At 57.6% G+C, this 24,448-nt stretch carries 19 protein-coding genes; 6 read left to right on the top strand and 13 right to left on the bottom strand.

Translation table 11 applies throughout. The features are described from left to right. Nucleotides 1-111: 111 nt before the first annotated feature. Nucleotides 112-636: a hypothetical protein gene (locus PYR65_RS05105; RefSeq protein WP_276120168.1), complete on the top strand. Its 525-nt coding sequence runs from the start codon at nt 112-114 to the stop codon at nt 634-636. Between the two features lie 247 nt (nt 637-883). Here PYR65_RS05105 and PYR65_RS05100 read toward each other — a convergent pair whose 3' ends face one another. Beyond that, nucleotides 884-2,890 carry an ATP-binding protein gene (locus tag PYR65_RS05100; RefSeq protein WP_276120167.1) on the bottom strand — a complete coding sequence of 669 codons (2,007 nt, stop codon included), beginning with the start codon at nt 2,888-2,890 and terminating at the stop codon, nt 884-886. Then, nucleotides 2,880-4,196 (bottom strand): SIR2 family protein, encoded by a 1,317-nt coding sequence (locus PYR65_RS05095; protein WP_276120166.1) that lies wholly within the window; start codon nt 4,194-4,196, stop codon nt 2,880-2,882. The genes PYR65_RS05100 and PYR65_RS05095 overlap by 11 nt, the downstream gene beginning before the upstream one ends. A gap of 329 nt (nt 4,197-4,525) precedes the next feature. Between PYR65_RS05095 and PYR65_RS05090 the strand changes: the two genes are divergently transcribed. Then, the gene (locus PYR65_RS05090) at nt 4,526-5,107 is read left to right on the top strand and encodes a hypothetical protein (RefSeq protein WP_276120165.1); all 582 of its coding nucleotides are present in this window, start codon (nt 4,526-4,528) and stop codon (nt 5,105-5,107) included. A gap of 210 nt (nt 5,108-5,317) precedes the next feature. On the opposite strand, the gene PYR65_RS05085 is transcribed toward PYR65_RS05090, so the two are convergent. The 6 genes from PYR65_RS05085 to PYR65_RS05060 all read right to left on the bottom strand — a co-directional run bounded on the left by PYR65_RS05085 (nt 5,318) and on the right by PYR65_RS05060 (nt 9,443). Further along, nucleotides 5,318-6,055 carry an MBL fold metallo-hydrolase gene (locus PYR65_RS05085; RefSeq protein WP_276120164.1) on the bottom strand — a complete coding sequence of 246 codons (738 nt, stop codon included), beginning with the start codon at nt 6,053-6,055 and terminating at the stop codon, nt 5,318-5,320. Further along, a complete protein-coding gene (locus tag PYR65_RS05080; protein ID WP_276120163.1) occupies nt 6,052-6,792 on the bottom strand; it encodes an amino acid ABC transporter ATP-binding protein in 741 nt (246 codons plus the stop codon). Before PYR65_RS05080 ends, PYR65_RS05085 begins: the two co-directional genes overlap by 4 nt. A 25-nt stretch (nt 6,793-6,817) precedes the next feature. Then, complete coding sequence (locus PYR65_RS05075) at nt 6,818-7,495, bottom strand: amino acid ABC transporter permease (RefSeq protein WP_276120162.1); 678 nt, start codon at nt 7,493-7,495, stop codon at nt 6,818-6,820. Nucleotides 7,496-7,511: 16 nt separating this feature from the next. Next, entirely contained in the window at nt 7,512-8,351 is an 840-nt protein-coding gene (locus tag PYR65_RS05070) for a transporter substrate-binding domain-containing protein (RefSeq protein ID WP_276120161.1), read from the bottom strand. A 112-nt stretch (nt 8,352-8,463) separates the two neighbouring features. Continuing rightward, nucleotides 8,464-8,772 carry a GYD domain-containing protein gene (locus PYR65_RS05065; RefSeq protein ID WP_276120160.1) on the bottom strand — a complete coding sequence of 103 codons (309 nt, stop codon included), beginning with the start codon at nt 8,770-8,772 and terminating at the stop codon, nt 8,464-8,466. Further along, complete coding sequence (locus PYR65_RS05060) at nt 8,769-9,443, bottom strand: cysteine hydrolase family protein (protein WP_276120159.1); 675 nt, start codon at nt 9,441-9,443, stop codon at nt 8,769-8,771. The genes PYR65_RS05065 and PYR65_RS05060 overlap by 4 nt, the downstream gene beginning before the upstream one ends. 109 nt (nt 9,444-9,552) lie before the next feature. On the opposite strand from PYR65_RS05060, the gene PYR65_RS05055 reads away from it, so the two are divergent. From PYR65_RS05055 to PYR65_RS05045, 3 genes are all read left to right on the top strand, one after another. Beyond that, nucleotides 9,553-10,452, top strand: coding sequence for a LysR substrate-binding domain-containing protein (locus tag PYR65_RS05055; RefSeq protein WP_276120158.1), 900 nt, complete (start codon nt 9,553-9,555; stop codon nt 10,450-10,452). A gap of 37 nt (nt 10,453-10,489) precedes the next feature. Next, on the top strand, nt 10,490-11,380 hold the full coding sequence (locus PYR65_RS05050) for a LysR substrate-binding domain-containing protein (RefSeq protein ID WP_276120157.1): 891 nt from the start codon (nt 10,490-10,492) through the stop codon (nt 11,378-11,380). A 784-nt stretch (nt 11,381-12,164) separates the two neighbouring features. Beyond that, nucleotides 12,165-13,844 (top strand): IS630 family transposase, encoded by a 1,680-nt coding sequence (locus tag PYR65_RS05045; RefSeq protein ID WP_276120156.1) that lies wholly within the window; start codon nt 12,165-12,167, stop codon nt 13,842-13,844. Nucleotides 13,845-14,043: 199 nt separating this feature from the next. On the opposite strand, the gene PYR65_RS30575 is transcribed toward PYR65_RS05045, so the two are convergent. From PYR65_RS30575 to PYR65_RS05035, 3 genes are all read right to left on the bottom strand, one after another. Then, nucleotides 14,044-14,244, bottom strand: a complete 201-nt coding sequence (locus PYR65_RS30575) for a hypothetical protein (protein WP_407951308.1) — start codon at nt 14,242-14,244, stop codon at nt 14,044-14,046. A gap of 130 nt (nt 14,245-14,374) precedes the next feature. After that, complete coding sequence (locus tag PYR65_RS05040; RefSeq protein ID WP_276120155.1) at nt 14,375-15,031, bottom strand: hypothetical protein; 657 nt, start codon at nt 15,029-15,031, stop codon at nt 14,375-14,377. Then, nucleotides 15,028-20,589: a DUF3320 domain-containing protein gene (locus tag PYR65_RS05035; RefSeq protein ID WP_276120154.1), complete on the bottom strand. Its 5,562-nt coding sequence runs from the start codon at nt 20,587-20,589 to the stop codon at nt 15,028-15,030. The genes PYR65_RS05040 and PYR65_RS05035 overlap by 4 nt, the downstream gene beginning before the upstream one ends. A gap of 702 nt (nt 20,590-21,291) precedes the next feature. Here PYR65_RS05035 and PYR65_RS05030 point away from each other — a divergent pair. Continuing rightward, nucleotides 21,292-21,759, top strand: a complete 468-nt coding sequence (locus PYR65_RS05030) for a hypothetical protein (protein ID WP_276120153.1) — start codon at nt 21,292-21,294, stop codon at nt 21,757-21,759. A 90-nt stretch (nt 21,760-21,849) separates the two neighbouring features. Here the strand turns inward: PYR65_RS05030 and PYR65_RS05025 are convergent, their stop codons facing one another. Both PYR65_RS05025 and PYR65_RS05020 read right to left on the bottom strand, forming a co-directional pair. Continuing rightward, complete coding sequence (locus tag PYR65_RS05025) at nt 21,850-22,248, bottom strand: hypothetical protein (protein ID WP_276120152.1); 399 nt, start codon at nt 22,246-22,248, stop codon at nt 21,850-21,852. 334 nt (nt 22,249-22,582) lie between these two features. Then, complete coding sequence (locus PYR65_RS05020; protein WP_276120151.1) at nt 22,583-24,235, bottom strand: acetolactate synthase large subunit; 1,653 nt, start codon at nt 24,233-24,235, stop codon at nt 22,583-22,585. Nucleotides 24,236-24,448 lie beyond the last annotated feature (213 nt).

Raw genomic sequence — 24,448 nt, 5'->3', positions numbered from 1 at the left:
ATCTTTTGATTTATCTCCATAGGGCGGTTAGATTGATGATGTCGGCGTCATATGCCGATGGGGGCCGGTCGCGTGGTGCGGCTTGCCTTTCCGCCATGGGGGAACACAACGATGGCAACGATTGAATTCAAGGCAAGCGCAACGGCCGGTTACGCTGTCAAGGCGGTTGCAATGCGGATTGCGGATATGGACGTTGACGCCGCCGGCAACGGCGAAAAGGCGGCATGGAAGCGCTACCTAGCCTTGGCTTTGCTTGCCATGGCCAAGTCGGCCGACAAGGCCGCAATGGTGGAAGCGATTTTCGGCAAGGGTGCAAAGTCGTCAATCGCTTCCCTGGGTCGTCAGCCAGATGCAGGTGCTCGCCGGTCAGTTCAAGGATCTCTACTGCCAGAGGGCAGAAAGCGAGCGAGCTACAAGTCTTTCGAGTATCGGATCGGTCATCAGGACGCGATCCACGGTATCGAGCACAATTCGGCATCCAATTCGATGTCCTATGATCGCCGATACCGCGACGGGGAACCGTCTGCTAGTTTCGCTAGGATCGATCGCTTGTATCCGACACCTAACGCAGCATCGCGAGGGACCTCTCGGCAAGTCAACAACAGTTCCGTTTTGCGCCCGCCACTGAACACGTAGACACCGACGTTTGCTTTCAAGCATACGCAGCTTTTGCCAATGTGGCGGGTTTGAGGGCGCGAAGCGGAAGCCTTTCCGCAAGGGGGCCGACGGGCGACTGTCGGCTTGCGGGCGGGGTTTGTGGAAAGCCGCCATTCGACCAAAATGGAGCGCCGGTGCAGCGGAACTGCATGCGTTCGCGGACGGGACGATCTGCCTCGCTAGGCCAATTGCTTGCTTAACAGGATGCCGCAGGTCCAATTACTTGTCACGCAAGCGAATTATCCTCTGGTTCGATAAGATCCGATGGCGCACAATCGAGTACGATCCCCGCTTTACGTCCGGCTTCATGGAACCACAGGTTGACGATCTTGGCGTCATCGCTCGCCGGAAGGGGATCGGCGCTGCGCACCCTGAAGGTGGTAGGCAGGTTGACGGCGTTGCCGAAGACTAGCGCGTGCTGCTTCGGCAGCGTGGGAAGGCGTCGAAGAACGCCCTCCGATATGGATGGTGACATTTGGCGGATTTGCGAAAGATCGTCCGGGTTTTGGATACGGTGCACGACGAAGTTCGAGCATTGTGACAGGACGGTCTTCGACAATTCGCTGGGTCGTTGGGATGCCACGATGAGGAAGAGACCGTACTTGCGACCCTCCTTCGCGACACGGTCGAACACTCTTCCGGCGTCGAGAGCATAGCGCGACGGAGTTGCGGAGATGTAGCGATGCGCTTCCTCGAGAAGCAGGTGGACCGGGAAACGGTTGCGCGGATCGGCCTGCCGCAGGAGGCGGAATATCATCCGTGCCACGATGGCGCTGACTAGCTCGACGACCTCATCCTCGACCGCGTTCATGTCGATGATGATGATTTGGGAGGTCTTAGCGTGGATGTCCTGAACCGCAGCAAGTCCAAGGAGCCGGGCCAGGAAGGGTCCCGTCTCCTTGGCGCTGTCCGTGGCGGCATGCTTGAGAAAAGAGTAGTCCTGCCGCTCGAGCAGCGCTTTGAACCGCGTGACCATCTGGGAGCAGTAGTCGCGGATCTGGCGGTTTCCATGAGCTTCCTCGTAGAGGAGGGCGAGGTCAATTGCGTCGCCCAGGGCCTCGAAGTCGAACGGACTGTTCGAATAGTCAGGCAGCTTGAAATCGTCGATGACATATCCGCCCTGCCCGTCCTCACCTACCAGATAGGTGAAGGCGTCCTCGATATTGCCCATGTTGCCAAAGTGAACGTGCACCATGGCGCTGATCGTGCCGGAGTTGATCTCGTCCGTGCGGAAGCGCTGGAGAATGCCCAAAATCCGGGTCTCCTTGGCACCGGGCGGACTCTCGTCGGAGAGAATTTGGGTGATGCACTTGGCGAGGATGTGGTTCCGAATATCATTGAGTTGCTCGCCGGAAGTTCCACCGAATAAGGTCGCCAGCCCCAGCGCCATGCGCAGGATCGGCACTTGGGTTCGTTCGCTGGCCTGAAGCAGGAGCTCCCATTCCGACAAGTTGAGGAACCAATGGGGAATGCGAAAGCGACCCGCATCGGACGTCCCGTCCAAAATGAGCCTGTCGACGCCGATGACTCCCGCCTTCATGATGTCCTCGAACGCCTGATGATACTCACCGTTGACATCGAGGACGACGAAAGTCGCTCCGCGGGCGTGATGCTCGCTAGACTTCGTAAACAGCTCCTGCAGAATCGACGCAACGGTGCACGACTTGCCGCTACCCGTATTTCCCAGCACCGCGGCGTGACCGCCGAAAAAGTCATCAATGCGCGCCTTCACCTTATAGCCGTCGAAGACCACTGACTGCCCGATCTCCAAGATGCGCAGGCGGGTTGCGTCTGACGGGGTGCAGGCATCACCGTTCGGACCGGTCGATGGCTCGATCGCCGGATTGGTGTCAAATATCCGGTCCAGTTCGCGATCCAGAACATAGAGCGTGTCGGCGTAGAGCGACGGAAACATCGATACCCCGAACCTGAACCGGCCGCCCTCAATTGGCAGCATGCCGACCGGCACCACGTCTAGGAACTTGGCCGAAGCGGCCTTGTCAATCTCACCGCCCGCCCCGGCGTCCCGCTCGCGCAAACCTACTATCTCGGCCACAACGTACTCGGCTTGTGCTGGGATCAGCACGAATGACCCCAGACGCGCGACATAGTGGACGTCGTCGAAACCCATGACAGTGAAGGTGTCTGTTCCGCCATGCATCTCGATTACGAACTTGTCGGCCGAAACCGCGACGACCGAACCTATTGCGCGGCGACGGTCGTCAGTCGGCATCGCCCGCTCCCTTGTCATGGCCCGAGCCCTTGGCCATCGTTTGAAGCACCAGCTTAACGGCGTCGTCTATGCGATCTGACGGTTGGCGAGGGAGCAAATGCTTCACGATGGTTGAGAAGTAGTGGGCGGGGGGTCCGTTCTGAGGTCCTGGTCCCCCGATGATCCAAATCCGCGGGTCGCTTAGAGCGCGCAGCTTGGCGATGTCGCCTTCAGAATCAGGATGGGCGAAGATAATCAGCCTGAACGTCGGGATGGTCAGCGCTTGATAGATGATGTTGTTTATGTGCTCGTCGCCGAAGGCGAAGCCCATCGTGATCAGTACGCTCTGCTCGCGCACGATTCGCGACTGAAACTCCCTGAACAGATCCGAGTAGGGCGATCCCAGGCTCGAGTTTTGCTTTGCCGGCGTTGGAAAGATCATCACCTTTGAGGGTTCGGTCTGCGGCCAAGTCTCTCGGATGGGAAACAAGCCGTGATCGTCCTCGGTCCAACTTATCGATCCGTGTAGCTTGCAAAGGTAGACAAAGCCATCGACGGCTGACCATTTCCGATTTGAAATGTCCAGTTGTTCCGCGAGCGCGTATCTAAATGTCGAAGGATTGAAGCGGCGTTCAACGACGCCCGAGAAGCCATTGGCGTACGGGAGACCCAATCGGTCCATCGCCCGTTCGTTGAAGAGATCGTAGTTGGTGGTGAATATCCACGGCCGTGGCAACGATCTGTCGCGAAGGACAAGACGCCGATAGAAGGATTCGTACAGTTCCAGAACGGTGTCATCACCCTTCGAAAACAGTCCGGCGGTGCACCTCTCCCATAGGAACGCCTGCACCTTTCCGATCATCGCCTCGATTCTGACGACCTCCTCTTCGTCACCCTGGTCATCACTGCACTGCAGGACGAATCGCAGCGCGTGCAGGGTCTCCATCAGCCGTTCGAGATTGCGGACATACTCGCCATCAAGCTTCAGCCCATGGCCGGCCAGAAAGCTCAAATCTGATGAATCGAATGCCCAAGGCTGTCCGCCTTTCGCTGCGTGGCAGAACTCCTTCGCCAACGGCATCATCGTCGAGATGCCCCGCTCCTTTTCATCGACGACCATGGACGAGCAGCCTGCGCCCAGCAAGAAGGCGACGTTGCGCGCTCCTAGCGCCTCGGCAAGCGCCTTGCGCACCTGCTCGGGGCCCTTTTCCCAGTCCAACTGCTGGGTTGCTTGCTCGCCGTGCCTCAGGAATGTGACCCCACTGGTCGCAGGCGTCGAGGCGATGGATGCCGAAGTATTCTCCATGGCCGTGTCTGCATCGGTCATACACTATCCCTGCCTATTTTTCGGTTTCAGTTCCACAACATTTGGCAGTGAAACTCAACTGTTGTATTGGATTAATCAATCAGCTCAAAAATCCTAGATAGCGGTTCAGCATCGATCGACCGGGAGAAGCGAGGATGGCGCTGAACGCCTATGATGAAGGCGCTTACCTGTCGACGTTCTCGGCTCCAACAGATAAGGCAGCTTGCGACGACATCGCGGGTGCTCGCTAGGACTCATTGGCAGCGGAGTCTTTTGGGCTATAAAAGTGCAATGAGGGATGATTTCACGCAGGCGACAGCCCAGCGCTTGGCTAAGCGGGTCGGATTTAGGTGCTCGAACCCGGACTGCCGCAAACCAACAAGCGGTCCTGGGGCGGACGGCGGAACGGTAAGCCTTGGCGTGGCCGCACACACACCGCCGCTTCGCAGGGCGGGCCGCGTTTTAACGAACACCTGACGAACGAAGGCCGGCGAGCGGGCGAGAATGGTATATGGCTATGCCAGCAGTGCAGCCGCCTCGTCGATGCGGATGACTCCGCCTATGACGCTGCCGATCTCATCGAGTGGAAAACCTTTGCCGAGGCCGCAGCAGCGGTAGAGCTTCAAGGCTACGTCGTTCGAAAGGGCCGGGACTTCGCAGGCCTAGAGGCGAAGATGCCGAAACTCATCGAAGAGATGCGGACTGACCTCCGTTCGAAGCCCTTTATTAGGGAGATCATCGCCCTCTCCAAGCGTGTGAGCTATAACCCCGGTGCGATTCCGTTCTTCTCCTATTACCACGAGGACCATGACGAACTCCTAGCCAAGCTCCAAATCTGCGAGCATTACGGCGCGATCTACGATGTTCGTCGCAATCAGGTTCCCCGGTGGAACCTCGGTGAGGACTTCGCGGAGTACTTGCTGAGGATGTAGGTCGGCGACGCTGACCGGGTCCTTCAAACAAGTAGCTATTTGGTCTTAGCGAACGGCGGCTTAGGGGAACGGCGTAGGGTTGGCGGAACGGCTAAGATGAAGGCGCAAAGCGGAAATAATGTCCGCTCTGGCCTGCTGACGAGTATGGGGCCGATTGCGGACTGGCAGCTCTTGGAGTGGAGCGCGCGAAAGTGGTCATCCAACCGCTTGTCAGCATCCTTTCGAATGCAAGTAGCTCACGGCGATCTCGCGCAGCCGGTCTTTACCAAACCTCGTTCCGTGTCCGCCATGAACGAGTTCGACGTCAAGCTCTGCCAGGCGTTTCATGGTGCCTTTGTAAGCTTCAATGTTACATCCCGGCAAATCATCCACAAGGCCACCCTGGTATATGGCGTCCCCGCTAAAGAACTCCCCCGTCGTCTGGTCGAACAGACCAATGGAACCTGGAGAATGGCCGGGAAGATGCAGAACCGTGTAACACGCGTCGCCGATGTCGATGACGTCGTTCTCCACCAGGACCGTGGTGAGCGCTGCCGGTGGGATTTTGTAGGTGTCCGGTGTGACACCCATGGGCACCGCCGCAGTCAGGGCACCTGGCTGGGTACGAAAATAGTCGGCGAGCGTATCGCCATCCGGCATGAGTGCAAACGCCTCGGCCTCGGCCTCGTGGCCCAGCCGGGTATCAAATTCGTGGAACGAGCCGACATGATCGACATGAACGTGGGTTGCAACCGCAAGCACGGGTTTGCCTAACGGGATCCGCAACTCGGTTCTAAGGTTGGCGAGACCCATACCGAAATCAATGACGAGGTCGGCATCCTTGCCAATGACGTGAAATATGTTGGCCCGAAAAAATTTATGGACATGCGGCTCGCAGATCAGGGTCAACCGATCCGAGATCGCTTCCTTTGAAAACCAACCAGTATTGTTCACGATGACCTCGCTCAATGTAGCAGCTTGCCGAGAAAGCGCTTCGTGCGCTCGTGTGTCGGCGCAGAAAACAGAACGTCGGGCTTGTCACGCTCAATGATCTGACCACCATCCATGAAGACGACTTCGCTGGCGACCTCGCGCGCGAAATTCATCTCGTGGGTGACGCAGACCATCGTCATACCATCGTCGGCAAGCGAGATCATCGTGTCCAGCACTTCCTTGACCATTTCAGGGTCAAGCGCCGATGTGGGCTCGTCGAACAGCATGATGCTGGGGCTCATGCAAAGGGCGCGCGCGATAGCGACACGTTGCTGCTGGCCACCGGAAAGCTGACCCGGATATTTATTGGCCTTTTCCGGAATGTGCACGCGCTCCAGGTATTTCATGGCAATCTCGATCGCCTGCCTCTTCGGCAGCTTGCGCACCCAGCACTGGGCGACCGTGCAGTTTTCCAGAACTGTTAGATGCGGGAAGAGGTTGAAGTGCTGGAAGACCATTCCGACGTCGCTTCGAACGCGATCAATGCGCTTGAGCTGGTTGGTGAGCTCGATGCCGTTGACGACGATCGAGCCTTCCTGGTGCACTTCCAGGCGGTTCATGCAGCGGATCAGCGTCGACTTGCCGGACCCGGACGGCCCACAGATGACGATGCGCTGCCCCTTGTGTACGGAAAGATCAATGCCCTTGAGCACTTGGAAGGCGCCGTACCATTTGCTGACGCCAGCAACCTGAATTGCGGTTTGCGTATTCATATCCAACCCATTGGTTTGTCGGCGATCAGCGATAGCCGCGCGAAAGCACATGTTCGATGCGGTTTTGGGCAAGCGTCAGCACCGAGACGATAATCAGGTAATAAACAAGGGCTGCGCCATACCATTCGAGGAACCGGAAGCTCGTGGCGATCGCGAATTGCGAGACTGTCATCAATTCCTTGAGCGAGATCACAGTCGCCAGCGACGTGGTTTTCAACAGCGAGATGAACTCGTTCATCAACGAGGGAACCGCGATCCTGAGCGCCTGCGGCATGGTGATGACCAGGAAAATCTGCCAGCGATGCATGCCAAGCGCGGCGGCTCCCTCCTGCTGCCCACGCCCCACCGCTGCAAAGGCGCTGCGCAGGACTTCCGCCAAATAGGCGATCTGAATCAGCGACAATGCAAGGAAAGCCGCGACGAAGGGCGTAAACCAGCCGGCGCGAAAGACTTCTGAGATTTGCGGCAGGCCATTCCACACGAAGAGCAGCACGAGCAGTGCGGGTGCGCCGCGAAACAGCCAGACATAGAGCGTGACCAGGCACCGAACTGAGCGCCGCGGTGAGCTCGCCATGGAGCCTAGCCCCATGCCGAGCACGAGAGAGACGGCCATGACGCATATTGAAAGGCCGATCGTCACAAGTGCCCCCTTGAACAGGGGGGCACTGAAGATAGCCTGCAGAAAGAGGTCGAGCTGAAACAACGTAGACCGCCTATCGTTAATTGACGTCGTGGGAAACTTCGGTCGCGGTTTCCGGCAACTTCCATTTCTGGAGCAGCGTTTTCATCTCGCCGTTCGCCTGCAGGGCCTCAATTGCATCCTTCAGCATCTGCCGGTCGCCATCGCTTTTGCGTAGGTAGATGCCGTAGTTTTCGCTTTGCTCGTAGGTGTAGGGAATGGCCAACCGGCCGGGCACCTGAAGCATGCGATAGGCGGCCGTCGTATCCTGCGTGATCGTAGCGGTGGCGCGACCGACGAGGATCTGCTCTATGACGCCGGAGGCGGAGGGATAGGTCTGCGCCTGGATTGGCTCTTTGCCGGCGGCATTGAGTTCGGCATTGAGATCGGCGACCATCTTTTCGTAGGAGGTGCCGGCCTCGATCGCCATAACCTTACCGCTGACATCGGCGGGGAACTTCGTCTCCGTGTCATTCGCCGCCGTGACCATCACGATGTGCGAGCCGAAATACGGAATGCCATCGTATTTTTCCAGGCGGGCTGGCGTGATCAGAATGCCGCTGGCGACTAGGTCGCAGCGCTTGGAATCGAGCGATGGCAGCAGGCCCTTGAAGTCGCCGACGACATAATCCGCCTTTGCGCCCCATCCCTTGGCTATGGCGTCGATGACGTCGATCTCAAAGCCCACGAGGTCATTGTCGCCGGGATTTTGATAATACTCCATCGGCGGGAATTCGCCGCTGGTGCAAACCTTCAAGACGCCACCTGATACGAATTCCGGTTTTTGGTCGGCGGAAAGTGCAGCACCTCCGCCGAAAAGAACGGCGAGGACGCCGCATGCCAGACGACACGTTTTCGTGCCCAGTATTGCTTTCGTCATTGTCGTGTTCCCTTATTTTTGGCTTCTTGAATTGACGATTTTTAAAGTCGTATACGAAGGCGTATTGCAGACAAGCTAAATGTTTTCGCAGCAAAAACGCAGGAAAACTAAACTATCGACTATCCATCGCGTCGAGGATCTGGCCATATGCCTCAGTATCAAAGGCCGGAAGGATGAGCGGTTCCACATGGCCATCCCGGCGCGCCGTGAGCACATATTGCATCATCGCTTCATTGCTCGGCATCTCGAAAACCTGCATGAAATCATAGGTCCCGAGCAGGGCGTAGAAGGCGATCGATTTCCCCCCTAGAGCGGCCACGCGATCCTCGCTGACCTTGCGGCGCTTGGCGCTGTCGGTCAGTTCAGTGAGCCCCTTCTGCGTGAGGCGCATCAAGGAAACGTATTTTTGGGTCTCGCTCATTTCGTGGATTTTCCGAGATTTTTCAGGCCTTCGAGAACCGCCGCGGTATCGGTCAGCGCGCCAAAAATGCCGTTCTCGACGGTGACCATGTGGAGGGCGGCCTTGTGGGCATATTGGTCGCCGCTGGCGCAGGCGTCGGAGATCGTCAGGCACTGGAAATTCCGGTCGCAGGCTTCGCGCAGCGTCGTGTGAACGCAGACATCCGTGGTGCAGCCGGTGAACAAGAGGTGGGTGATGCCTTGCGCACGCAAAACATGCTCGAAATCGGTGTAGGTGAAGGCGCTGTTGCAGGTCTTGTCGATAATGATGTCCTGGGGGCGGACGTCGAGTTCGGGGACGATCTGGAAACCGGGGCTGGAGCGCAGGAGAGCTGTGGTGCCCTCAAGGCCAGACCGCTGCCGGCGCCATTTTTCATAAGGGGTCATGTCGGCAAGGTCTGCGCGATAGCCCTGCCGCGTGTGGATGATGTGGATGCCGGCCTCGCGGCAGACGGCAATGAGCTGGTTCACCGCGGGGAGGATCGCACGAAGGGGCGCGGGATCGTAACCCTGCAGGGCGAAATAACCCGTAGTGGAGAGGAAGTCTTCTTGGAGATCGATGATAACAAGTGCCGTCTTGCGCGCATCGAGATTGCCATCATAGGGGTAGTCGAATGGTGTTGCCGAGATCATGAAATGGGCTCCTCTTTGTCGATGGGATAACACTCTTAACAGTTTGAAAAAATCAATTTAAAATCACCAATATCGTTCTATAAAGCTAAACGATTAGTTGGATATCCAGATGAGCCGCCTGCCGCCCTACCTTCAATATCTTCCGGCATTCGAAGCGACCGCGCGCCTCGGCGGAGTGCGGCTTGCCGCGGAGGAACTCAACCTCAGCCCGAGCGCGATTTCGTTGCAGCTCAAGAAGCTGAGCGATGTGACGGGCATTACCCTGTTACAGAAGTCGGGCCGGAATGTCGCCCTCACTCAGGCAGGCAGAGATTTTTCGCAGGCCGTCGCCATTTCCCTCGGTCAGCTCGATACGGCGACGCGAGCATCGCGGAAACTGACCGCCGGTGACCAACCCACTTCGCTGTCGGTTTCCGTACCGACTGCGCTCGGGATCGCATGGCTCACAGCGATCCTCGTTGATTTTGCTCAGGCGCACGGCATTTCCGACCTCACCATCAACGAGGCGATCACCGCCGCAGAGGTGGATTGGGAAAACAACGACCTAGCGATCGTCTACGATAACCCGCCTTTCGCCGGAAAATATTGGCGCTCGCTTAGCGAAGTCCGGCTCTGTGCCGTTTGCTCGCCGACCTTGTTCCCCCGACTCGACCTGCGCAATCGCGACGGAAAGCTGAGCTCCGTCGCGCTGCTGCATGAAGACGACGGTGGGGAATGGGCGAAATGGTCTGTTGCGGCCCGGATCACACTTGAGGGCAATACTCGAGTCCGGGTGAATTCAGTGGCCCAGGCGATTGCGTCCGCCGTTCAGGGCCGCGGCGTGGCGCTAGTGTCGGATGTGCTGACGCGAAACTTCCTGAGCGAAGGACGGCTTATCCAGCCGTTCTCCACTACGATCAATGCGGAACGGGAATATTATATTGTCTGCCCGGTTGACCGCGCGAACGACCCGGTCCTGCGAACGCTGGCGGATCGCGTGGTCGAGCAGTTGCGTCCAGTCCGGGATTAGAAAGCTTGATCCGTTAAAACGCTTGAGGAAGATTTCGATGTCGCTGCCACCCCTTCATGCATTTCGTGTCTTTGAGAGCGTCGCGCGGCTCGGCAATGTCAGTGCCGCTGCGGCAGAGCTTCATGTGACGCCTGGTGCTGTCAGCCAGCAAATCCGCGCTCTCCAAGTGACGCTTGGCGTCGATCTTTTTCAGAAACGCGGGAGGCAATTGGCTTTGACCCCAAGCGGAAGCCAGCTCCAGCGCTCGGTTGCAAGTGCCATGGACGCTATTCACACCGGGGTGCGCCAGCTCTCCACGCACAAATTTGGCGGAGCACAAAAGCAGGCGCTAACCATTTCGATCCCGCAGGTTCATGGCGTTGCCTGGCTTGCCACCCGACTTTTTACCTTCATGGAGGAGAGCCCCAATTTCCAGTTGAAGGTACTCACCTCCAGCCTGTTCCACGACGTGGACTGGCGCAAGACCGATGTTGCGATTGTTTATGGCATGCCACCGTGGCCGGGCTTCTGGTGGCGCCTGCTTCACGGAATCCGGATGACGCCAGTTTGCAGCCCCCAGCTATTGCGTGGAGCAAACGCCATCCGACACCCTTCCGATCTCGCCTATCATCGACTGCTGCATGAGGACGACGGTTCGCAATGGCGGCGTTGGCAGGCTGAAGCCGGCGTTCCTTATGCCGGTGAGTCCGACGTGCACTTTGACGACTTCGGCATCGTGCTCCAGGCCGCCCGAGATGGCTTTGGCGTGGCACTCAGCGATGAGGTCGTTTCCGCACGCGATCTCAATGAAGGGCGCCTTGTTCAACCGCTTCAACTGAGTGTCCCTGCGCTTCACAATTATTATTGCATCTGCGCGGAAACAAGACGGGAGACTGTTGAAGTGACCTCGTTCATTAATTGGCTAATCGAGGAGGCCGCAATGCCTTAAATGCCGACATGAATTCGAGAAAAAACACTCGAGATCTGTGAGAGGCTTGTGCAACTATAGGCGAGATCTAAGGACACCGTCATGTCCGCAATGAGCCGTTTTATAGGACTGACAGATATCGGCGGGGAATTTGAGAAAGCTGACATCCAACATCCGACAGGCACGCAGTTCTCGCTGTATTTCGCGCACGTTCAATCGAATGCCGGGGTAGAAGTGCAAATCAGCGAGAGCCCCTCTTTTATGTGCCTTTGGACTTGCTAGGTTTGAGGGACGGTGTATTCCCTGGTGTGCTTTTGTTATCACGGCGGCGCTGATCCGGCTTCCCTGTCGATTTCGCTATCGGCTTCGGTCCTGGTTTAAGTGCCATGAATGCTGTCCTCTCTTGAGTTCGGAAAATAAACCTACGCGTGCCTTCTGACGGGGGGTTAGGGCACAGCAGTACTACGTAACAGTCCACACCAGTTCTGGCTGAAGTCAAGGCCCAATGTATATTCATACAGCAGCAACACCCACTAAAATCGGCAGGCCAGGCTGGAGGCACTTCGCCTCAGTGTCCCCTGAGCGCGGTGAGGGCGATCGGGTTATTCCGTATGGACGAAGTTTCTGAGCGCCTGCTGTCGGCCAAGATTGGCGTCAGCCTCTCCTGGTCACGTTGATTGAGGTGCTACCGTCTGTTTCAGAAGCCAATCCTGCTCCCTGCGCGGCAAGGTCCACCAGCTTTAAAAGTCCTCGGGAGCGTGACTGCGTGGTATGGTTTGACTTCGAAGCTGCAGGAGAAGCGTCGATGTTTGATAACCCGAGGTTATGCGCTGAAATACAATTGTCGATCAGAACCGGGAAGCAAAGCATCCGAAAGGTGGCCCGTGATCGGGGGATTTCTCGCAATACTGTCAAACGGATTCTGTCGAGCGACTTGCCGCGATCTTATAGAAGGCCTGAACAGCCGAATTCGAAGTTTAAGGGCGTTGTGGAACATCTGCGACTAACGCCGGGCCTCATGTCCTGTGGCACGCGAGCCACGGCAAAGGATATCCATCAGCGACTTGAAAAAGAACAAACGCTAAAATGCAGCTACAGCACTGTTTGTCGAGCCTTTCGCGCTGTTCGATCCGATGACAATTGCTGGGACATGGCATTGGACCAAATCACTTCGTTGAACCGAAAAGAAGCAACGGCATTTCTTCGCAGAATTACGAGCCTGCCTAAGCTGGCTGCCTGGAAGCGGATGTTCTCAGCAGACAAATCTGCGGCGAAAACCAGAATTAATGTAGACGAGAGAAACAGTGAAGCGGTCAATTGGATCAGAATGGTTCAGAACGGCCACGTTCGATCAGAGAACCTCGGCGTCGCTTTGACGGCATCGGAGGTTGAAAAAATTCTCGGCCGCATCAGAGGAGGCGGACGTCGCAATAGCAACAAGGGCATCGCTGTGCTGGCAAAAGCCAGAGGCCTTAGCGCAAGAGTAGTTTGCCAGTATCTTGCCATAAGCAGAAACAGCTTTCGATCCTACAACAATCGCTATGAACAGCAGGGCATCGAAGCTCTATTCCTCAATAGACGTCGCCGCCTGCGGAAGGCTGAAGATGAAACACTGAAGGCTGCATTGTTCAGCTTGCTTCACGAACCGCCATCGAAGCACGGCTTCAATCGAACTTCGTGGAAGATGGACGATCTGACGTCAGCCTTAAAGTCTTACGGAAATCCCGCTTGTCCGGCGGTAGTGCGGGAGATTACCAAAGCTGCTGGCTACAAGTGGCGAAAGGCTAAAATTGTTCTGACATCTAACGATCCGGAATTTTCCGCCAAGCTGGCTAAGGTTCAGGAGACGTTGCGGAGTCTGCGGCCGGAAGAGGCATTCTTCTCCATCGATGAGTTTGGTCCGTTTTCCATTAAATCGAAAGCCGGTCGAGTTTTAGTCCCTCCAGGAGAGTCTCCGGCAGTCGCCCAGTGGCAAAAGTCACGAGGTTGCTTGATCCTCACGGCCGTCTTGGAGCTGTCGACGAACCAAGTCTCCCACTTCTACAGTACGAAAAAAAACACCGATGAAATGATCAAAATGATGCAGGTTCTTATCGAAGAATACCGAGATAGGTCCCGCATTTTCATGTCTTGGGATGCCGCTTCCTGGCATGTGTCTAGGAAATTAAATGAAGCGATAGAGACCCATAATCACGATGCGGATTTGCGGCGTTACCCGACAGTTGAGCTTGTTCCGCTCCCAGCCTCAGCTCAGTTCCTTAACGTGATTGAGTCGGTATTCAGCGGAATGGCCAAGGCGATTATCCATAATAGCGACTACGGTTCGACCGATGATGCCATCCGGGCAATTGATCGTTACTTTCTCGATAGGAATGGTCATTTCCGAGATAACCCGAAGAAGGCTGGAAGAAAAATATGGGGTAGGGAGCGGGTGCCCGCGGTGTTCTCCGCGTCGCATAATTGTAAGGACCCGGCATTCCGATAAGGCGCATGAACCTCTGTTGGCGCACTGAGGGCGTGATCGGCGGTATAGATGATGTGCTTTCGGGCACGCGCGGCGCTGGCCTTTATGACCGAGATGAAGGCGCGAAGCGGAAATGATTTCCGCTTTCTGCCACAGAAGATTGTCTGCATCAGGCGTGCGTCGCTTGATTTTCACGCTCACCCGGCATGACCAGCTCGCGTCAGTTCCTTCGAGCTTCCAACCGCCGCTTGTCCTGCTCCACGTGATTCAGGCCTAGCTCTGTTAGCCGGAATTGTCGTTTCTGAAACTCCCCTCGGACAGCGATGAAACCTTGTTCTTCAGCTTCGCTCAGAGTCTTCAGGCTTGTGCCTTTCGGGGGCGACTGCCACTCAACGCCAGTGGCGCTGTGCAATAATATCATTATCTTGATAATCACGTTTCTCCAAGGCTAGTGCACATAGCCAGGACGCATAGCGTGGCGTTTTGGATGTCGCAACTCTGCTTTAGTAGCCTTGATGAATTTTGTAACGTCGGCGCCCAACGCGAGCCAATCAGAAACGCATGGACAACCCGATAACGGGACGTTGCTGGGTGACATCCCATTTGAACCGGTTGCCAGAGAAGTCACCAGTCTCAAAATCCTGCGATAGATATCGATAGCCGACCCGAAGCATCGTCGGGTGATTGAACATTTCTGTGCGGTACCCGAGGTAAGCCTGAGCATTGATCGCCAGTTTGGAGCCGGTATCGAAGCCGCCGATGTCGGCCTCTCCGGACAAGTTCCATCTGTCGGTCAGGTCCGTGCTCAAACGGACACCGATAAACGGATCGAGCCAGTCGGCAGACTTGTCCAAGCCGATGAAGCCCGCGTCTGCCTTGGCCTGCAGCTTGGTCCAACGCAGGCCCACGGTGGGCTCGATTGTAAATTGGCGGGTATCTCCAAAGACAGTCTCACCACCCAATAATTGATCGTATATGCGATAGTAAGCCCCAGCCGCGAGGATCGTCGTTCTGATCCGAAGGCCAATCTCGTGATCGGCAACTTCGCCGGGATCGTCGGCGATGGCGGCGCCACCGATGCGCTCCGAATAACTGAAGCTGCCGGAACGGGAGGTTGGCGGCGAGAGTTCCTGCCGAGACGCCAACGCCATGCCTAGCGCAACCAAGCTGTAGCCAAAGCAGCAGCAGCACACCGGGCTAACAATCATTGCGCAGCGGTCCTATCTGCCACCATTAACATGCCTTCGCGATCCACGAGGTCGCCGTTTGCTCTGAGCGCTGCGATCCGGCCACGGATTAACTCCCTGAGCTGGCTACTGGTTGCTTTGAAACCAAGCCCCCGAGCGACCGCGTTGATCGCTTCTTCTTCGGTCGCCCCAAGGCTCTCGACGATCAGGTTTTGCAGGCCCAAGTCGATCTCCACGGGCGGCAGCAGTTCAAGGCGTCTCAGACTCGGTGATGAAGCCAGGCTTCTATCCCGCAAAATCGCGTTCGCGCCTGGCCAGAGAAGAAAATCGCCCGACCGCAGGATTTCCCCTGAACTGACGGCCATCCGTATCGCATTGCCTACGTGACTATCAATGCGGCTCCCGGCACGCTGTAGGCCCCATGCCGTTCTGATCCGTGTGACGATTTCGTCCAAATGGATCGGCCCTTCGATTTCGACTGTCTGCTTCACCAGTTCCACGAGTATTCTAAGTGGCGCCTCATGAAGCTCGACAGAGGTATCTGGGCTTAGGATTGCCTCTTCGTAGAACCCGCTGAGATTATCCTCGTCACCAACTTGCTGAAGACCGATCTCAGTGGCAGTTGCGCGTTCAATCGTAATCACCTCAACGGGAACCGCGCGTTTTGCCCGATTTCCCGCCTCGCCGCCCGCGATAGCGTCAGCCTTGGCCTTCTCGATCGCGCTCACAACCCGCTCCAGTTCGGCTCTCGGCCTCTGGAACCAGTCGGAGCTCCAGATGCGGTAGATGTTCCAGCCGTGGTCTTCGAGTACAGCCTGACGGAGACGGTCTCGGTCTCGGGCTGAACGCGCGTCGTGGTAAGAGGCGCCATCGCACTCGATGCCGAGCAGATAACGGCCAGGCACCTTGTCGTCGGCGATCGCAAGATCGATGAAGAACCCCGCGATACCTACCTGTGGATGGACTTGGTAACCTCTCTCCTGCAAAGCGGCCATCACCTGTTCTTCGAATACACTGTCCATCGAACGGTCCGCTCTGGCAGCCATCGCCAGCCGTCCGGTGCGTGCGAAGTGCAAGAAGAGTTTGAACGCGAAAATGCCTTTACCCTTGCCGCGCTCCAAATCGATGTCTTCGTCGGTGATCGAGGCATAGACTTCGCAACGTCGTTTGGCGCGACTGATGAGGACGTTGAGGCGACGCTCGCCGCCTTCCGCTCCGAGCGGGCCGAAACGCATCCCCATATAGCCTTGGGCGTTCTTCGCGTAGGCGACTGAGATCAGTATGACGTCGCGCTCGTCACCCTGCACGTTTTCAAGGTTCTTAACGAAGAACGGCTCGTTTGGATGCGAGTGGAAAAACTCCTCGGTATGCGGGTTCAAGCGCCGGAGCAATTCCAGCTGGTCCTGTACCTCCCTGCGCTGTTTCATGGAAAACGCCGCGACGCCCAGCGAAAGTGCGGGTGTCTCAATAGCATGTCGAATGATAGCCTCCGCGACGACCTTCGCCTCCACCTTGTTGACGCTGTCTTCGAACACGCCGCTTGGCACATGGTGGAAGCGCAGACCCATTCCGGCTTCTTTGGTATACGGACTGGGAACGATGAACAATTTGCTGTCGTAGAACTGGCTGTTCGATACCGCGATAAGGGATTGGTGACGGCTTCTGTAGTGCCAGCGTAGCATGCGCTCCGGAAGGCCGCGCGCTGAGAAAAGCCCGAGGATGCTCTCGATGTCGGACACCTTTGCGCCGTCCTGCTCCTCGTCGTCCTCGGAACCGCTGGACGTCATTTTGGAAAAGAACCGGGTCGGCGGCAACTGCCGTTCGTCACCAACGACCACAACCTGTTTTGCGCGTGCCACCGCGCCTAGTGCATCGACTGGCTGGATTTGCGACGCTTCGTCCATAACCAGCAGATCGAATTCGATAACGCCGGGCGGTAGGAATTGCGCGATCGAGAGCGGGCTCATCATGAATACGGGTTTGATCGCCTGGATGGCGGCCGAAGCCCTATGCATCAGACTGCGGATCGGCATGTGGTTGCGCCGGCGGGCCATTTCCCCGCGCAGCACGCCGACGGGACCGATCCCGCTGACGGCGGGAATGCGGCGGTGGTGCGCCCTTACGACCTCAAGCTGGGAAAGTCGCATGCGGCTCCTGTCGAGGTCGGCGAACTCCCCGACCAGACGGCCGTGGAATTCCCCGTCGAACCGGGCGAGATCAGGCTCTGCCGCATGTTGGGCGCGAAGCACGGCTTCGTAAAACGCCATCTCGAAATAGGCGATGACGTTGCTTGTTTCGACCCGGCCGTCACGCAGCCGCTCGACGATATCGCCGACGCCCGCGTTCGCCGCGTCCGCCGCGCGTCCGTTGTAGGCCGCGTATTTCGAGAGCTGCTCCTCGTTTTCGATCCATAGGGAGAGCCTACCCGATAGCCCGGCCAGCGAGGCTCGGCTGAGGTCGGAGACCCCAGTAACGATCTCCGGGTCTGCTTTTAGGAACGTGAAAAGTTCGCCGATGTCGCCTAGAAACCGCTCCGCCGAACGCATGGTTCCCGCGGCGCACGCGGCCAGCTCGCCTGGCCGCTCGATCCCGGACGCCAGAACGCGCAGGTCGGGGTTTGCCCTAACCCACTCCTCGATTTCCTCAAGCTTTTGCCAGTCCGAGGCGGCACCGTGCCAAGCGGAGCCGAACGCCGCACGACCGACAGGGTCCGACACTTCGACTGACGCTATGCTGGCTTGTCCCGTGGCGAGAAGCTGGAGTGCCGTGACACGTGCTCCGGCGTCAAGCAGTGGCTCGCGCGTAAGCGGCGCGAATGACGCGTCTGCCTGCGCGAGTTCTTTGAAGACAGCCGCTGCCTGCGTCAGCGTGACGTCATCTGGGTCGTTCGCGTTGGAAAACAGTGCGGTCGCGCGATCATCCAGATCGGCCCAGATCGATAGAAGCAGCTTGCGGGTTTCTTCGAGTAGTCCCCTCGTCTGCTCACAGCGCGCCGCGACTGCGGTCTTGTCCGTCAGGCGGCTTGCGATCGTCCTTGCCTCCGCACCGACGCCCCTCAAGCTACGCATCCAGATCACGAGGCTCTCGAGGGGTTTGGGATCCGATTTCTCGCCTCGCCAGTCGGCACTGAACGCCGCTCTCCCAAGGCTATCACCGTCCTTGATCGTCGCGCGTGCGAGCTTGCCTTTATGAAGGAGGTCAAGCAGTCGCACCGTTTCCGCAGGCGTCGTCTCCGGCATGATCGTCCTGACGATGGCCTTTGCTTTGCGCCAGTCGCCGCTGGCGAACTTGAAAAGCTTTTCTCCGTGAACGGCGATGGCGGTGCGCGTGGCGACGAGGTCCATGTCCCATGCCTGGTCGGCAAGCTTGCCTTCCAGCTGGAAGCGAATATCGCGATAGGCGGCGACGGCCTCAGCCAGGTCGTTCGCCTGCTCCAACCCGCGCTCCCAGATAGCCGCGACGAACGCATCCGGGCTCGCTTCTGGGGCATCGGCGACCCTTTCGCCGATCGTCACGAGACGGCCGATCGATCCAAGTGTCGGTGACGCGTTGATGCCGAGTGCCGTCCTTAGTGCGTTCGCGGCTGCGAGGAACCGGGGAAGAACTGTGAGGAGTTGATGTATCCCGGTGAACGCGATCTGCGGAAAATGGGGAGGAAGCCGCCTGAACGAGGTCATTAGCGCTGTCGGGTCGATCGTCCAGGCCGCGGCGGATAGCTGCGAGTTCACCTTTCCAGAAACATCCGAAAACAGCTTGCCGTCGCGGACCGCCCGCGTGACGTCATCCTCGTTCCCGCTCCAGATCGCATCGCCGAGAGCTGTCGCATCCGCGCCTTCTGGCCGCGTCGCAAGGCGCGCGGCCAAGGCCGCGTGCGCAGCGAAATCGGCTGCCGTATCGGCAACCTGAACCTGGATGGCGTCTGCAATTACATGCATGTCCCCCACCAAATCGTTTGCCGACGACCGCAGGACGCCGAGACGGGTTTTCAAGCGATCGAGATCCAATGGCGTGATTCCGGTCAACCCGACGCCGTACCAAGGGTGCCGCGCGGGTTCGCCGATGTCGTCGATGCGCTGGCGGAGTTCACTGAGCAAAGCCACCACCCGTGCCCGCTCTCCGGAAGTCCATTGAACGGCATGCGGAAGGTCGATATCGGAGGGCGGCATTCCGAAACGGCGCAGCCGCGCGAGATGGCCGATGACCTGATAGGGCGACAACCCGTGGGGTACGTGATTTGCATGAAGCCTTCGAGCGTGGGCGTTCAGCGCGTCTCGCGTTTCGGTCAGCCCGCGGTCTACGGTTTCCGGAGACTCTCCCTTTGGCGCGCCGAGGTCCCAGGTATGCTGGAGTTCTGCCAGCAATGCCCGCTTGTTTGCCTTATTGGAATGCAGCTCGAGGCACGCGTCCCCGACGCCCGCCTGATCGAGACGTCGTTTCACGACCTCCAGCGCCGCCATCTTCTCGGCGACGAACAGCACTGTTCGGCCATCGGCGACGGCAGCCGCGATGATGTTCGCGATCGTCTGCGACTTTCCCGTGCCGGGCGGTCCTTGGATGACCAAGTTTCGCCCCTTGCGGACCTCATGGATAGCAACGGTCTGAGAACTGTCCGCGTCGACGATATGCGTCATTTCTTCGGGCGCGATATGAGCGTCGATGCCGTCGTCTTCGGAAAGCAGTTCGTCGCCTCCCGAGAAACCGTTCGACACGAGCGAGGCGATCAGCGATCGATCCGTGAATTTGGCATTCGGCGGCCATAAGCTCGGATCGAGGTCGCGGTACATGAGGAACTTCGCAAACGAGAAGAAGCCGAGGACGATGTCATCGGGCTGGACGGACCAGTCGGGTTTGATCGAGACGGCCGCCTTCACCTGCTCGGCGTAATCGTCGATCGAAAACTGGTCTGACGGCTCGAACAGCGGCATCGAGATCTGATGGACCCGGTCGAGAAAGCCTTCGAGCGACAGATTCGACGCGTAATCCTCTTGCCGCGCCCGCAGTTTGAAGCGTTCGGCAGCGCTTCCACGCTCAAGCTGCACCGGGACTAGGAGGAGAGGGGCGTATCGAATGTTTTCGGCGTCCTTTGGGTCGCTCCACTTGAGCGTGCCCAGACCGAGGTAAAGAATGTTCACACCCTGCTCTTCCTCGAGCGTGCGTGCGTCGAAATAGAGGTCCAGCAAACGCTTCTGGAGCGCGTTTGGTGTCATTTTCGTCTGGAGCCTGGTGTCGCCGTGCCTGAGGAGTCTCCCTGCGTCGTCACGGTCGTCGTCGTCGGGCAACGCCAGTTCGATGAGGTCCTCCTGGTTGTCGCCTTCTTTGGCGTCGCGCCCCTTGGCTCCCGCCAGGAACGTCATCGCCTTGCCTTCGGACACGAGAATGCGAAAGACCTCGGAAGACTTCTCGTCGATGACGTCGACCGTTTTAGCGCTTTTGGAAAAGCGTGGAACGTTTAGCAAACGATTGCGAGCCGAGAAATCCAGCAGTTCGGTTCTCGCGGCCTCGATCTTGGCATCGACCGAAAGCGCGCTTTCAAATATGGACTTCCCGACAGTCTGGTCTTCTTCAGCTGAAAAGCTCATGCAACACCCCCATTAGGTCGTGAGTGATACATAAACAAAGTTGCAGGTCCAGTAGAGGCTTCGGCAACCTACGCGGTAATCCGCTAGAATCTCGCCGAAATCGCCTTTTCCGGGTATCCGGTGATGTTCCATAGCGTGGCTGCTCGCGCCGAGCGCCCGGCTCAGGCGTTCGGGATGGGGCAACGAGTGAAGAGTACCTTTGCGTCAATATTTACCATACGACCATACAGGCGCGCGGCCGTGCCCGTCTTCATTAGCTGCGGACAATTGTCTCTAGCCGACCTTCATTCAACGCCGGGTGGCTGGTGCGTGCATTCGAGGACTGGACACCGTTTGCGGCTGAAGAAGCTGATCAGAAGTGCCGTCGAGAGCGCGATGTGCCCTTGGTGTAAGGCGCCTTCGCTTCAGGACTTCGTGCGGTACATCGCGCCTATATCAGGATTCCGTAGAGACTAAACCTGGCACAAGCAGGAGGGGAGCTGGGACTGTGGCTGGAACAGTTGCGCTTATGGATGCGCTCGGCTTGCAAGCTCAATGGATTTTAATTTTGAAGCAAGGGAAGAGTCATCGAGCCGCGACAGGGAGGCGCGCTCGTCCGTCGAGATCAATTTCCATAGGGTCCCCGAGCTACAATGAAGCGGCAAGCCCCGCACTAGGCCCCCACCCTAAGTATCTAAGCGATTATCGCATGGAGAACGCGGCATGAAGATCGGCGACAGCATTAGCAATTACTACCGCCCACACAATGGCAGCCAGCTATCTGGCAAAACATCGCCTATGTCCGTAAATAGCGAAGGCGGCGGGGGTCAACGCTCTCAAGCACCAACCGTATCTGTCGGCATGACGGGACCTTCATCATCTCTTTCTTCTGCTTTGTGGCTCTCGATGGCGGACAAGTTCGAAGGCGACAATGCGTCGGTCGGAGATGCTCCGGCTGCCAAGTCGGCATCCGACGAGTTCATGGATTTTTCCAAGTTATCTCTCGCCGAAAAAATCCGCGCGCAGATACTCGGCGGCAAGGATCTTACCGAAGATGACCTCGCGCATATGGATGCGGACGCCCGAGCCGCGATTGAAGCAGAAATCAAGGAAGCAATTAAGCGACAGTTGGATGTCCCGCAGGACGGTAGTGTCGAAGCGGCGGAGGCAAGCGGCCTTGGTAGGCCGTGATTTCTCTCTCGTGATTTACTGACTCGACGTGCAAAGTTATCTCCACTGCGAGAAACGCACCTTAGGGCACGGGACTTTCAGTAATCGATATCACCTTGCCCGTTGTTTCACCGCAGCTGCTACCAACGGCACTACAGCAGCGGCGAGCGATCCGAGGGGCAGAACCCTGACCGCTTTGGCTACGATGTAGGGACCCGTTGCGAGCGCTGCGAGTTTCGCCCACGGATAGGGTCCAAGCTGCGACCGCGCGCTCGAGTCGATCCAAGCCCCTCCCGATTTGAGGACCACGCCCGCCTGTGAGCGAATGATGTCGAGCCGTGCGCGTAAAAGATCGAGCTCCTTTTCGAGGATTTCGTATCGAAGGCGTGCCTTGGCTTCGACCCAGACCACGTGTTCGGCATGCGGCGCTTGTGTCAATGCCACCTGGGAAATCTCTTCGCGAGGACCGTCGTGGGCAGAGTCTGGCACGGTTTGTTGATATTCGGTCATTGCTTTCTCCGCTGCGCTAATCGCTTCAGAACGTTTGCAAATTGAGAAAGATGCACAATCCCGATATTTTTTGCTCGTAAATATCCTCCAAAGCCACTTCAAGTCGTCGTCTCTCGATTTGAGCCCCTAATTGGTGGTGGCTGGAGTGTATGACCCCACGCAAGTCAGGCGATATTGGAGGATGAAGCAGCGGATCAACACGAGCCACGTTCAGACTACCGATGACTGCGATGCGAATACACGGCGCGCCGCAATCCGGGTCTGCGGCGATCTTGGATTTCCAAAGAACGTGTGTTTGCTGCGGGCTTCAGCTCGATAGAAAAACGACGTCGGCTCACGTTTCGGTGTTGAGAATGGCAGGCAGCCGCTCGCGCAGCTCCCTCACGAGGACGCGGTCGTTTTCGGAGTAATCGATCGGCACGTTAACGAGATGAACCCCACCGTTAAGGAAAGCCCTTTCGAGAACACTTTTGAAATCCGCGATGTCGGTAACCCGCGTGCCTTTCGCGCCATAGGCTTCGGCGTATTTCACGAAGTCGGGATTGTCGAACGTCATTCCAAAATCCGGGAACTGATCGACGGCCTGCTTCCAGCGGATCATGCCGTAGGCTTTGTCTTCGATGACGAGGACAACGAGGTTCAGCTGGAGTCTTACAGCGGTTTCAAGCTCCTGACTGTTCATCATGAAGCCGCCGTCGCCGCAGATCGCCATGACCCGGCGGCCGGGATACAACATCGCCGCCATCATAGCTGACGGAAGCCCTGCCCCCATAGTCGCCAAAGCGTTATCCAACAGCAACGTGTTGGCCATCTTGGTCCGGTAGTTTCGCGCGAACCAGATCTTGTACATGCCGTTGTCGAGGGCAAGAATTCCATCGGGAGGCATGACCTCCCGTATGTCGTGGACAAGTCTCTGCGGGGTAAACCGATCTTCCGTGGCTCGAGCGGCGATCCGCTCGAGGATGCGCTCACGCAGGTGCAAAAGAGCCTGTGCGTTGGGCAGGAGACCCTCGATGCGGTCCGCCAATGCCTTCAGCGAAGGCCCGATGTCTCCGATGACCTCGGATTGGGGGAAATAGACCTGCTCGACACTCGCTGGCTGATATCCAACATGGACGACCTTCGGTCCGCCCTCGCCCATTATGAAAGGTGGCTTCTCAATCGTGTCATGTCCGATCGTGATGATAAGGTCTGCCTGCTCGATGGCTTCGTGAACATAGTCCTTCTCCGAAAGCGCGGCGGTTCCCATGTACAGCTCGGTTCCACCGGGCACGGTACCTTTTCCCATCTGGGTCGTGAAAAACGGTATCTTGGTCCTAAGGACAAACTGTGCGAGATCGGATGTCGATCGCGGCCTCGACGCAGCTGCACCCAGCATCAGGAGTGGCCGTTCCGCCTTCAGGATGAGGTCTGCGGCACGATCCAGCGCAGCGTCGCTGGCAGTCGGAATTTCGACGGGATGCGGTGCGATCAGCTGTACGGTCTGGCACTCTTCCGCCGCGATGTCCTCCGGAAGTTCGAGGTGAACAGGGCCGGGACGCTCTTCCTGCGCCACCCTGAACGCCTCGCGCACCATGGTCGGGATCATCAGCGGCGAAACGATTTGCCTCGACAGTTTTGTCAGAGGCTTCATCGATGCGATGACGTCGACGATCTGGAAGCGGGCTTGGCGAGATGACAAGATGCCCTTCTGCCCGGTGATCAAAATCAACGGCATCGCGCCGAGGAGCGCATAAGCTGCCCCTGTCGAAAAATTCAAAGCTCCAGGCCCGAGCGTCGCTAGACATACGCCCGGCCGACCCGTTAGGCGGCCATAGGTCGCGGCCATGAAAGCAGCTGCCTGTTCGTGTCTCGTCAGCACAAGTTGAATGGACGAATTCCTGAGAGACTCCACGACATCGAGATTTTCCTCGCCGGGAATACCGAATATCCGATCGACGCCTTCGTTCTCGAGCGCTGCAACAAGGAGATCAGAACCTTTAGTCATCTAGGAAACCCGCCAATACACTGTCTCAGTTACAAGCAGCGTATGGCATGGGATAACGGAATGAAAGCGGCAGGTGCAATAGACGTTAGCGATCCTCTTTGCTCAAAAGGGCTCCCGTGAAGCATTTGCACTGGCGGTTTGCTCGGCCGAGACGGCAAGGAAACGGACGCAAGATCGGATGGCCGAACCGAGCGTATAGCGTGACGTGAGAAT

Origin of the sequence: Pararhizobium qamdonense, from assembly GCF_029277445.1 — a bacterium.
GTDB classification, from domain to species: Bacteria; Pseudomonadota; Alphaproteobacteria; order Rhizobiales; family Rhizobiaceae; genus Pararhizobium; species Pararhizobium qamdonense.
Note: the sequence above shows the minus strand (reverse complement) of the source record. Positions and strands in the feature narration are given on the sequence as shown.